This is a genomic window from Desmonostoc vinosum (assembly GCF_059505385.1).
In genome coordinates this window covers 63,464-75,367 of sequence record NZ_JCACKM010000326.1, presented here as the reverse complement: position 1 = coordinate 75,367, position 11,904 = coordinate 63,464, and the positions used below count along the sequence as shown (strand labels likewise).

The 11,904-nt window shown below is 37.2% G+C and carries 8 protein-coding genes; 2 read left to right on the top strand and 6 right to left on the bottom strand.

Annotated features, from left to right (window positions below; genetic code table 11):
* Nucleotides 1-284: 284 nt before the first annotated feature.
* Complete coding sequence (locus AC5JMF_RS32590) at nucleotides 285-1,442, bottom strand: cysteine desulfurase family protein (protein WP_495799846.1); 1,158 nt, start codon at nucleotides 1,440-1,442, stop codon at nucleotides 285-287.
* A gap of 212 nt (nucleotides 1,443-1,654) precedes the next feature.
* Between AC5JMF_RS32590 and AC5JMF_RS32585 the strand changes: the two genes are divergently transcribed.
* Both AC5JMF_RS32585 and modA read left to right on the top strand, forming a co-directional pair.
* Nucleotides 1,655-3,286, top strand: a complete 1,632-nt coding sequence (locus AC5JMF_RS32585; protein WP_495799845.1) for a DUF655 domain-containing protein — start codon at nucleotides 1,655-1,657, stop codon at nucleotides 3,284-3,286.
* A gap of 120 nt (nucleotides 3,287-3,406) precedes the next feature.
* Nucleotides 3,407-4,189: a molybdate ABC transporter substrate-binding protein gene (gene modA, locus AC5JMF_RS32580; protein ID WP_495799844.1), complete on the top strand. Its 783-nt coding sequence runs from the start codon at nucleotides 3,407-3,409 to the stop codon at nucleotides 4,187-4,189.
* 14 nt (nucleotides 4,190-4,203) lie between these two features.
* Here modA and AC5JMF_RS32575 read toward each other — a convergent pair whose 3' ends face one another.
* The 5 genes from AC5JMF_RS32575 to AC5JMF_RS32555 all read right to left on the bottom strand — a co-directional run bounded on the left by AC5JMF_RS32575 (nucleotide 4,204) and on the right by AC5JMF_RS32555 (nucleotide 11,894).
* Nucleotides 4,204-4,581 (bottom strand): response regulator transcription factor, encoded by a 378-nt coding sequence (locus tag AC5JMF_RS32575; protein ID WP_495799843.1) that lies wholly within the window; start codon nucleotides 4,579-4,581, stop codon nucleotides 4,204-4,206.
* A gap of 115 nt (nucleotides 4,582-4,696) precedes the next feature.
* Nucleotides 4,697-7,324: a response regulator gene (locus tag AC5JMF_RS32570; RefSeq protein WP_495799842.1), complete on the bottom strand. Its 2,628-nt coding sequence runs from the start codon at nucleotides 7,322-7,324 to the stop codon at nucleotides 4,697-4,699.
* A 22-nt stretch (nucleotides 7,325-7,346) separates the two neighbouring features.
* Entirely contained in the window at nucleotides 7,347-9,041 is a 1,695-nt protein-coding gene (locus AC5JMF_RS32565) for an ATP-binding protein (protein WP_495799841.1), read from the bottom strand.
* 708 nt (nucleotides 9,042-9,749) lie between these two features.
* Nucleotides 9,750-10,349, bottom strand: a complete 600-nt coding sequence (locus tag AC5JMF_RS32560; RefSeq protein ID WP_495799840.1) for a Uma2 family endonuclease — start codon at nucleotides 10,347-10,349, stop codon at nucleotides 9,750-9,752.
* A gap of 147 nt (nucleotides 10,350-10,496) precedes the next feature.
* On the bottom strand, nucleotides 10,497-11,894 hold the full coding sequence (locus AC5JMF_RS32555; RefSeq protein WP_495799839.1) for a caspase family protein: 1,398 nt from the start codon (nucleotides 11,892-11,894) through the stop codon (nucleotides 10,497-10,499).
* Nucleotides 11,895-11,904: the final 10 nt, after the last annotated feature.

Sequence of the window (11,904 nt, the reverse complement as noted above, 5' to 3'; positions counted from 1 at the left end):
CCAGAAAATTTATTTTCTGGCGAGTATCCGACTTTTGCAAGAGGTCTATTGATTAGGGACTTCCAAATAAAAAAATATCCACAGAACTAACGTAGCACCCCTCTCTATTCCTCATTTCTCCCTCTGTGGTTCGTTTTGGTGTACATACAAATCGGAAAAATCTGATTACACATAACAGATTTGACTTTGGTAGGGTGTGTTATGGGCGCTAGTCCTAACGCACCGCAAATCTCTGATGGTGCGGCGCTTGGCAACAACACACCTTACGAAACGAGATTTGGGTATTAGCTCATTTGTGTGTACACCGTAGCTAAAATCTGCTTCAACACCATGACAGTCCAATCTAAGTCAGCTTCGGTGGTATCACGCCCTAGTGTGATGCGAATTCCACCCAAGGCTGCTTTGTTGGAATAACCCATTGCTAATAATATGGGGCTGGGGCTGAGTTTTCCACTGTGGCAGGCAGCACCTGCACTAATGCCGATGCCAGCCAGGTTTAATTGCCTTACTAAGGTTTTACCGCTGAGTTTTTCTCCATCGGCGTGTTCTAAACAGACACTGATATGATGCGGTAGGCGATGGTAGGGATCGCCAGTGATGATTAAACCAGGAATCTTGGCTAATTGAGCGAAAGTGCGATCGCGTAATTTAATTAATCTGGGTGTTTCTTTTGGTAGTTCTTGCGCTGCTAGTGCCGCAGCGATACCAAACCCAGCAATTACGGGTACTGCTTGGGTACCAGAACGCCATCCTCCCTCTTGTCCACCGCCACCTACCAGAGGCATTAATTCTACACCAGAACGCACATATAACGCCCCAGCACCTTGGGGGCCATATAGTTTATGGCTAGAAAGACTCAATAAATCAACTGGTAGCTTTTGCACGTCGATTGGCAAACGTCCCGCAGCTTGCACTGCATCAGTGTGGAATAAAACCCCATGCGAGCGCGCAATCTGACTAAGTTCCTCTATTGGTTGCACTGTCCCAACTTCACTTTGGCCATAAATTACCGAAACCAAAACAGTGTTAGGGCGCAATGCGGCTTTTAAATCTAGTGGATTGACTCTACCTTTAGCATCCACACATAAGCGCGTGACTTGCCAACCCCACATCTCTATCCATCGCACTGGTTCAGAAATTGCTGAATGCTCAACGCTGGAAATAATTATATGCCCAGGAGCAGAGTAGGTTCTAACAACACCCATAATCGCCAGGTTATCTGCTTCGGTACCACCAGAAGTAAAAATGATCGATTCTGGATAGTTGGCATTAATTAATCCAGCAACTTGCACTCTGGCTTGTTCGATAACTAATGCTGCGCGTTGTCCCCATTCATGCAAGCTAGAAGGATTGCCCCACTGTTGCGTGAGAACTGCTTGCATTGTGGCGATCGCTTCTGGACGAGTGGGAGTAGTAGCACTGTAATCTAAATATATTTGCATATAACCAATGAGAGGGAAAACACACTAATCACAAGTTATTAATTTTGCCAGCATAGACACTTAAATAAGCAAATAGTGACAAAATCTAGATAATTTAGTGTGTGTAGGTAGATTTTTCCTTTGTTTGGACAGTTATTTCTTTACTTAACTGAGGCTCAAAATTTTGGGAATGATAAATATATTCACTCCCAATTCACTTTTAGCAGATTACAGTGCAACTTTTCTCTAGACAAAGATATTTTTTATATATCTTTTTGCTGATATTTCCACTTGCTGCTTGTCAAAGAGGTCAATCAAACAATCGCCGTTTAACACCTTTGCCACAAGATCCTTTAATTCAAGTTTATTTTAACCATTCCGAGTCATCAGAATATCAAGAACCTGATCGTCAGCAAACTCGTTTTGGGGATGATTTAGAAAAACAGATTATTGACACTATTTCTCAGGCAAAATCTACAGTAGATGTGGCTGTGCAAGAATTGCGTTTACCCAGAGTTGCTCAAGCACTAGTTGATAAACAGAAAGCTGGTGTTAAAGTCAGGCTAATTTTAGAAAATACCTATAGCAAACCTTGGAGTAGCTTTTCATCTGAAGAAGTAAATAAATTAGATAAAAGGGAAAAAGAACGGTATAACGAATTTTATAAATTCATCGATGTTAACCAAGATCATCAACTCAGCCCAGCAGAAATTAATCAAAGAGATGCATTGATAATTTTACAGAATGCCAAAATTCCTTGGTTAGATGATCGAGCAGATGGTTCTGAAGGTAGCAGCTTGATGCATCACAAATTTGTAGTTGTAGATAGCCGCACTGTGATTATCACTTCAGCCAATTTTACATTTAGTGATATACATGGCGATTTTACTAACTATAGTAGTTTAGGTAATACCAATAATTTGCTGCATATTGACAGCCCAGAACTAGCATCTTTATTTACAGAAGAGTTTAACCTGATGTGGGGCGATGGCCCAGGAGGTAAACCAGATAGCCAATTTGGTGTTAAAAAACTGATGCGTTCACCTCAACAACTTGTTTTAGGAACAAGCCAAATTTATCTAAATTTTTCACCAACATCCCCTCTTCAACCTTGGGTTAATACTACTAACGGCTTAATTGGCAAAACTTTAAATTCCGCAACCAAATCTATTGATATGGCATTATTTGTCTTTTCTGAACAGCATCTAGCCAATATCTTAGAAAAGCGTCATCAACAAAGTGTGAAAATCCAAACGTTAATAGAACCACAATTCGCTTATCGTTCTTATAGCGAAGCCTTAGATATGATGGGAGTTGCTCTTAGTAATAAATGTAAATATGAAGTTGATAATCATCCCTGGCAAAATCCTATTACCAGTGTTGGTATACCTAACTTACCCAAAGGTGATTTATTACATCATAAATTTGCTGTAATTGATAACCAAATAGTAATTACAGGTTCTCATAATTGGTCGAAAGCTGCTAATAACAATAATGATGAAACACTGATAGTTATTGATAATCCTATGGTTGCAGCCCATTATCAGCGGGAATTTAGCCGTCTTTATGCTCAAGCTAAACCTGGTTTACCATTAGAAATTCAAGAAAAAATTAAATTAGAATTAAAACAGTGTCCTCAAATCAAAACTCCTACATCAATTGAAGTTAAATCAAATCAAAAAATCAATATTAATACTGCAAATCAGGAAGAATTAGAAAGTTTGTCTGGAGTTGGTAAAAAGTTAGCCCAACGAATTATGATTGCCCGTCAACAGCAAAAGTTTACTTCTTTAAAAGATTTGGAACGAATTCAGGGTGTTAGTACCAGAATGCTAGATAAATGGAGCGATCGCCTAGCTTTCTAGGAATATTTCTTAGAAACTAAACCGCATGAGCTTATGTATACATTACGAGTTCGATGTTGTTAGTAATTAGATAATTTAGGGAATTATAGAAAAGTAGCATTTATCTAACTATACACTACGATGAAAAGAAGAAAACTTATCCTCCTTGCTGGCTCAAGTATGATTGTATCTGTAGGATTGAATAGCTGTGCAAAACAGTCAGAAAAAACGATTGTATTAACTGTATCAGCGGCTGGTGTTTTTAGGGATGTGTTGCAAGAAATTGATCAATTTTACAAACAAAAAAAACCAAAAGTTACAATTACTTATAATATTGCAGGCTCAGGTTTTCTGCGAGAACAAATTGAACAAGGTGTGCCTATAGATATATACATTCCTGGTATTAATAAAGAGATGGATACCTTACAAACTAAAGGTTTGGTGGTTCCAGAGACTCGTCAAGATTTAACTAAAAATGGTATTGTACTAATTGTTCACAAAGACTCTAACTTGTCCATTTCTAGCTTCCAAGATTTGACAAGCAATCAAGTAAAAAGAGTTGCTTTAGGAACGGGTAAAGTTTCAGCAGGAATATATACAAAGGAAGTTTTAGATTTCTTCAATATTTACGATCGCATCAAATCTAAAGGTGTATTTGCCAAGGAAGATATTCGTCAAGTTTTGAAGGCTGTAGAAACAAAAAGTGTAGATGTAGGTATTACCTATGCCACTGAACCAAAATTATCTGATCAAGTAAAAACCATAGCGATCGCACCAGACAACTCTCATACTCCTGTAATTTCTTGTGTTGCAGTTCTTAAATCTTGTCAAAATATTGCTGAAGCCAAAGAGTTTATCAAATTTATTGCTAGTAATCAAGTTACTTCTATCTTTGAAAAATATGGATTTACTAAGCCCAAATAAAGTATTTGTATAGCTTATAAACCAAGAACTTCCCGTGATATTTCTAAAACACTTCTAGGACGGAAGGGTTTAGTCATATATAAATCTGCGCCTACATCACTACCTTTTTGTTTATCAAACTCTTGCCCTTTAGCACTAAGTATAATGATATGAATATCTGAGATTCCTAGCTTTTTTTTCACAGTGTAACAAACTTCTAATCCATTCATTTTTGGCATCATTACATCCAAAAAGACGAGATTAGGCTTTTGAGTTTGAATAATTTCTAGTGCTTCTTCACCATTTTTAGCCGTTAGTAATTCTACATTTTCATCTTCTAAACTCTCAAGGGCTTGTTCCATCAAAATCAAAATATTAGGTTCATCATCAACAATTAACACTTTTTTATTCATATAAAACTCCTATTTAATTTCTCAAAAAACTCTGTATACCTCAAAAAGGTTGATTTCCCGCTGCCTATTGCGTTTCGCGCACCACGCAAACCATTTCATCCATCAAGTTAGATTTCTATATAATTTGAGTTTCCTTTTGGGCCTCCCCTAACAACACAAAAAACACATTTTCCATACCTTTTTCAAATCTGAGTGTTTTAACCAGATTATCCTGCTGAGAAAATACAGAATCTAAAATAATCATTTCGGGTTTAATAGCTCGTGCTTTCTCGATACATTCCTGACTATTAGATGCTTCCACAACATTATATCCTTGTGCTTGCAATACATCCGTCAACAATTTTAGAGTTGAGGCGTTTTTATCTACTACTAAAACATTTTTATTGGAGATTTCTTGTGAAAGCAACAAGCCTATATTTTCGAGCAACTCTTCTTTATGAATAGGCTTGGTCAAATAACGGTCTATACCTAATCTATAGCCTCTTGTTTTATCTTCAATAATTGATAAGATAATGATGGGTATTCCCATTGTAGAAGGATTGCTCTTTAATACAGCAGCTACATCAAAACCATTAATTTGTGGCATCATCACATCTAAAATAATTAGATCTGGTTTGGTAGCTTTTACTTGAATAATAGCGTCCATACCATCTTTGGCTTCACGAACTTTATATCTTTCAGCCTCCAATTCTTGTCTTAGTAACTCACGAATATGGACATCATCATCAACTACAAGAATTGTTTTGTACTCCTTGTTAGCATCGGAGATTGTTGTCACAACATGCTCTTTGAGGTGTTTTACCAAAGTATTGATATTAAGTTGATCTATCTCACAGATGCTGCCTATAAATGGTAAGGTAAATGAGAATTTACTGCCCTTACCTAGTTCACTTTCTACCCAAATTTGACCACTGTGGTGTTCTATAATCTGTTTACAAATAGGCAGCCCTAAACCAGTACCTTTGGGTTTATCTGTGAGGGTATCTCCTACTTGTTTAAATTTCTCGAATATTTTTGATTGATCAGCATCGGCAATACCCATACCAGTATCGATAATACTAACGAGCATCTCACTATCTTTGTGAACTTCTGCACGACAAGTGATACTACCTTGATCGGTAAATTTAATAGCATTAGAAATAAGATTAATGATCACCTGAATTAAGCGATCGCCATCTGCAATTACTTGCGGCAATTCTGGGTCAATATCTTTATATAACTCTAGTCCCTTAGCTACAAATAAAGAAGATGTAGCTGCGATCGCTCGATCGATAATTTCCTCAATAGAAGTAGGCTGCATATGCCATTCCAACTTGCCAGCTTCCATCTTGGCAACATCTAAAACATCATTAATCAATGATGTTAGTCGCTCTGCCTCAGAAACAATAATACTAATATTATTTTCCACCTGTTTGATTGTGCGTTGAGCTTTGCGATCATTTGTTTCAATCAGTGGAAATAACCCCTCTTCTAACTTTTCCTTAATTAGAGAAGCAAATCCCAACACCGAAGTTAGCGGAGTTCTGAGTTCGTGGGAGACGGTGGAAATAAAATCGGTCTTCATCCTATCTATTTCTTTTTCGGCAGTAACATCGCGAATCAAAATTACCGCACCGAGAGATTTTTGCTCTTTAGCTCGAATTACCGTTGTCACAGCCTGACCAATCCGTCCACCCTCTAGTTCAAGTTCTGCAACAAAGATTTCTCCTGACTCTTCGTGTGACTGTTTGACCAACTCACTCACTTGAGAATTTGGCAAAACTCGGCAGTCTTGACCAATTAAATTTACATCTTTTAACCCAAACATTTTAACTAGAGCAGGATTATAGCGTGTGATGCGACATTCTGAATCTGTTACTAAGAGTGCATCCGCAAGATTATCAATAATAGTGCTTAAATAAACAAGGGCACTCTCCAATTCATAACTGCGTTCCTTGAGTCCTTGCAATAAATTGTCAATCTGCTCAGCCATTGTATTGAGAGTGGATGCAAGTATGCCTATTTCATCATCTGAGGCTACTGTGGCTCGAACATTTAACTCTCCCCTCGCCATTTGGTCAGCAGTTTTGGTAACTTGAGTGAGGGCACGAATGATTTGAGACACCATAAATAATGCAAAGGGTATTGACAAAAAACTGAGAGCCAATACTATTAGCAATAAATTCTGGCTTTGAGTTGCGACCCCTAACGTTTCTGTTTCTAAGCTTTTGATGGCAATGTCCATCAAATTGATTAATAAAGCAGTCAAATTATTTATTTTTTCTAGAGATTTATGTTCTTCTTCTGGAGAACTAATTAAATGACTTTCTACATTTTTTCGATAAATTACCCATGTATCTTTAATCTTTTGAAATTGAACTAAGATACTAGGATTCGTAACCCCAGCTACCTTTAATTCTGCTGAACCGGAATGTATAGCAACAAGTAATTCTTCAAAATTTTGAATATCTTCTTTAATGCTGACATTTAAAGCAATTCGGTCTAGGGAGTCGATATTTATGTCGTAATCATGGCGAACATTTACCAAATAAGCTATTTTGTAAATCAGCATCCGCTCTAAACCAATAGCATTTAATAGCGGCCCACTGTTACGCATTCTATTGATACCATATCCAGCAATAGCTACATTAGCCAAGTTGATAATTACAAGACCAGAAAACAACAAACTCAAACGCTGACGAATATTAATTGGAAATTTAGCGGAATTAACTCGGTTAGTTTTAATATTTTTGCTAGTTATCATGAAAATTATGGCGTCAATAAATTTAGTTAGATATTGTAATATTTGTGTCTGTAGATGTGAGTATATCTTGCATTACTGGGATTTGAATACAGAAGGTCGTTCCCTGCCCAGGTTGAGACAAACAACGCAGTAATCCCCCATGCTTTTCGATTATTTGATAGCTAATCGATAGCCCTAATCCAGTACCTTTACCAATAGGTTTAGTCGTGAAAAATGGCTCAAACAATCGTTTTTGCAGGCTTTCGTGAATGCCTGGCCCATTATCGGCAATTTGGATTTTCACCCACTTGGAGTCAAGTATGTGGGTGGAAATACGAATTTGTCCTTTTTGTTCTTTGTAATTAGCTAATGACTCTTCTAAAGCATCGATCGCATTTGCAATTAAATTCATAAATACTTGATTTAGCTGGTTAGCATAGCCCTTAATTAGGGGGATGTTGCCATACTCTCTAATTACTTGGATGCCAGAGTTCCTTTCGTTTGGCTTCAGTCGGCTTTGCAGAATCAGCAATGTGCTGTCAATACCTTCATGAATATCAACAAGCTTCATCTCCACCTGATCTAAGCGCGAGAAGTTGCGTAATGATAGAGCAAGTTGACGAATACGTCCCACACCTGAGAGCGTGGAAGATAGCAGTTTGGGAAGGTCTTCAACGAGAAACTCTAAATCTAAGTCGTCAAGTACGGCTTGAATTTCTGGGACTGGCTGGGGATAGTGCTTTTGATAAAGTTCCATCAAGTACAGGAGTTCTTGTGTATATTCCTGAGCATGGTTAAGATTACCGTTGACGTAGTTAATTGGATTGTTAATGTCGTGGGCAACTTCTGCAATCAGATTACCCAGTGAAGACATTTTTTCACTTTGAATCAATTTGGTTTGTGTTTGCTGAAGTTCATGGAGGGTGCGCTGGAGTTGCTGTGCTTTTTCATGGGCAACTTTTGCAGCAGTACAACTTTGTTCGTAGAGTATGGCTTTCTCGATAGCACTTGCGGTTTGCGATGCTAAGATGCTCAGCATTTTTAAGTCTTTAGTAGAGTAAGTAGTTAGAGTTTCGCTGCAAATGATGATTGCCCCAATTATTTGTCTTTTATTTGTTAGAGGTACACAAATTAGAGAATTTACCCTTGTTTGAATATCAATAAATCTGCGATCGCACCAGATATTATTGACTATTTCACCTTCGCTTGATGGGAGAATTTGACTAACTATCTCTGCTAATTTGAGAGGTTCTTCCCTAAAGTCAATTTGATCATATTCCCAGATACTCTCTAGGCGATCACCTTGGTCATCTAGCAATAAGATTGAGCCACTACTAAACTGAATTAATTTCCTGGCTTCTTCTATTACCAATCGAGCAATTTCTTTGACATCTAAGCTAGCAGTAACTTGTGTAGAAATATCATGAAATAAATCAATCTCTTGGTACTTTTCTAATAACTCATTTGCCAGTGTTTTCTTCTCATATTGCTGTTGTGCCAGATAAGAAACTAAAGAGGCGATACTAGCTGTTTTCTCATCGCCTATCACCCAACCAATAACTTCTTCTAATAACTTCACTGGATATTTACAGGCTTTGAGGTTGCTGTTGATACCGAATAACGCTTTACCTTGTGTATCTTCGATATAGATAGTAATGCCCATCTCGCTTTCCAGGTGAGTGAGGATGATCAAGACCTCTTTTTGCGTGACCAGCTTTCTAAGATTGATTGGAGTCATCTAAACTTCGGCATTACCAGTTCACAAAATTATAGTTACAACGCTTAATTTTTATTTAAGTAATATTACTGAATTTACTAGCCGCTACCGACTTAAGTTTATTGTTCCCGTAATAAAGTAACTTCGTAATACCAATTTGCTCTGAGAATATACTTAAATAATTCGTAATTCGTAATGACGCTCCTTCGTCGCTACCGCTGCGCTAACGTAATTCGTAATTAAGTTTTGTAATGGGGATTTAGCGCAAAGTCACCAGTGGGAAACCTGCGAGTTGATAGCAGTCGTTCATGAGGGAAACCACGCCACTTGCTTCAATCCGGGAAACCCGTACAACGCAGTGGCTCCCCAAGATCACCTTAACGGGTGACAACACAGCTACACAGCTTGTTTCATAAGGGATAAAGCATGAAATCCACGCTGAAAATAGAGCCGTTTATGAGGTTTGAGTGCCATGGTGAGCAGGGGAAGCAGATATAGGTTGATTTTTTCTAAAATTGGTAAGTAATTAGACATATTGTTTCTCTATTCCCTATTCCCTGTCTCCACGAATGAATTTAATTTTGTCCAACTACTTATAATGCTCTGCATTAAGTTACGATCATCATGTATTTGAGCCAGGAAAATTCATCAATGAGCCTTGTTTTAGAGTGTGAGACACCACCTCTGCGTGAAGACGAAACGGGAGCAATTCGAGTTGGAAATTCACAATTACCAAACTTCGATTAAATCCAACACAAATCCGGGTAGAACATCTTTCCCAGACAAACTGACAGGATTATTCAACACTTCCACATCTTGATTTTGACGATAAACTTCTACTTGTTTATTTTTCCGGTCAATTAACCAACCTAAACGAGCGCCATTGTCGATGTATTCTCTCATTTTGGCGCATAACTTTTCTAGAGAATCATTTTTAGAACGTAGTTCTAATACAAAATCAGGACAAATTGGGGCAAAAGTTTCTTGTTGTTCTAAACTGAGAGTATCCCATCTGTCTTGACGTATCCATGCTGCATCAGGAGAGCGATCGCTACCATTAGGAAGATGAAAACCAGTAGAAGAATTAAATGTTTTACCCAATTTAGTTTGACGGTTCCACAACCAAAGTTGTCCTTCTATATCTAAATTTCTGTTTCCTGTATCACTACCCGTCGGTGGCATAACAATCAACTCTCCTGTAGCAGTTCGTTCTAATTGTAAATCTCGGTTAGCTAGTGCCAATTGAATAAACTGCTCGTGGCTGACTCTCAGTGTTAATGTAGATGGAATATTAACGGCAAGAGTTTGGGATAAGTTAGCTTGTGTCATTGTTCCGCTCTGAGTATTCAGCAAGGGTTAGACGATTTTCAAGCAAGAAGATTCAAGTCTTTTCAAGATTTTGCAGAAGAACAACGTCGTAAACACAATCTGCCAGCCAATTCATGAAATATCGCTACAAACGCCCTGATTCTTCTGTTACTGGACTTTATTAATAACCACAGTACGAGTCAGTGTTTCATATAAGGAATGATTATCTCTATGAAATGATGCAAATAATTTATCAATCAATAATCCAAGTCCAAATAATATATATAAAAAAGTAAAACAGATTTTCACTAAAATTCTCCAAGTTGCCTGCAAAAAAGAAATTCTATTTCCTTGCAAATCACTCACAATAATTTTCAATATCTTTTTCCCTGGAGTAGCTTCGTGAGAAGATGATTCAAATAAAGCAAAGTAAAGCCAAATGATAACAAATGCGATTATACCTCCAACAGGAGAAAGTGATCCATTATTTTTGAATGGAGGAGTACATAAACTTATCAAAATACCTACTAAAAACACATCAATCAAGTAAGCGTTAATACGTTTCCCAAATATCCCCTTACTCGCGTTCACTTGCACATTATTAGATGAATTTTTTCTGCTGAAGCCAGTTTTACTATTAGAATAACTATGCCCGTAATCTGGTTGATTACTCTGCTTGCGACTGCGAATTTCGACTATTGCATCAAGTGCATCTTTATCTCTCCCACCAGATAAAACTAATATTTGTCCCCATAAAACCTCTGCTGAAGCTATATCTTTATGTATATATAAAGTTTGATAAGCATTATTCTTTAGAGTCTGAATATCATCACCCTTAACATTTTTTTCTATAAGAATTAAGTTACGTTTTGACGGTGGATTAACAATTACACGAGGATTTTGTAAAGGTTTTGCATTTTCTTCTCCAATTTGCGGAACCCTCGTTTTTATATACTCATCTAATTGTGCAACAGTAGCATATCGATCCATCCCTTCTAAAAGGGCTTGAGTAAAAGCTCCTCCCCGTAGGCTTTCTATCTCGTAAGAAGACTGTCCTTCTGAACAGGAAAAAAACGTGATTATACCTTTTTCCCTTGCTGTTGCAATTGTTTGCTCACCAATTCCTTTACCAGAACGCTTGCCTTCATCACGACAAGCATCTAAAATCATAATGATATTACCCGCTCCTGTATTTTTCAGGGATTCAGTAATTTTATCAACTTGAACTCCTGTACCTTGAATATCGTCCATACTGCCATCTAAAGGCATTATATAATCCAATCCTTCAAAATAAGTTCCATGCCCGCTGAAGAAAAACCATAAATTATCTTCAACTGCAAATCGCTTTCCTTCACTTAATTTCTTCAATCCTGATTTAATATTAGAACCAAATGGAGTATATTTGTCGTTGTTTAAATCACTTACCAGGAGCGTTATATTATTTTTTTCAAGTTGTAATTCATCAAGAAAAAAATTATGTATTTTTTGAGCATCTTCTTTAGCATAATTAAGTTTACTAATATTTACGTAGTTATTAATCCCTATTATAATAGCAAAGTTTCCCATAACTTTAATT

Coding starts and splice junctions, on each gene's coding strand:
- AC5JMF_RS32590 (WP_495799846.1), bottom strand. CDS start 1,442: ATGCAAATATATTTAGATTACAGTGCTACTACTCCCACTCGTCCAGAA.
- modA (WP_495799844.1), top strand. CDS start 3,407: ATGAAAAGAAGAAAACTTATCCTCCTTGCTGGCTCAAGTATGATTGTA.
- AC5JMF_RS32575 (WP_495799843.1), bottom strand. CDS start 4,581: ATGAATAAAAAAGTGTTAATTGTTGATGATGAACCTAATATTTTGATT.
- AC5JMF_RS32570 (WP_495799842.1), bottom strand. CDS start 7,324: ATGATAACTAGCAAAAATATTAAAACTAACCGAGTTAATTCCGCTAAA.
- AC5JMF_RS32565 (WP_495799841.1), bottom strand. CDS start 9,041: ATGACTCCAATCAATCTTAGAAAGCTGGTCACGCAAAAAGAGGTCTTG.
- AC5JMF_RS32560 (WP_495799840.1), bottom strand. CDS start 10,349: ATGACACAAGCTAACTTATCCCAAACTCTTGCCGTTAATATTCCATCT.
- AC5JMF_RS32555 (WP_495799839.1), bottom strand. CDS start 11,894: ATGGGAAACTTTGCTATTATAATAGGGATTAATAACTACGTAAATATT.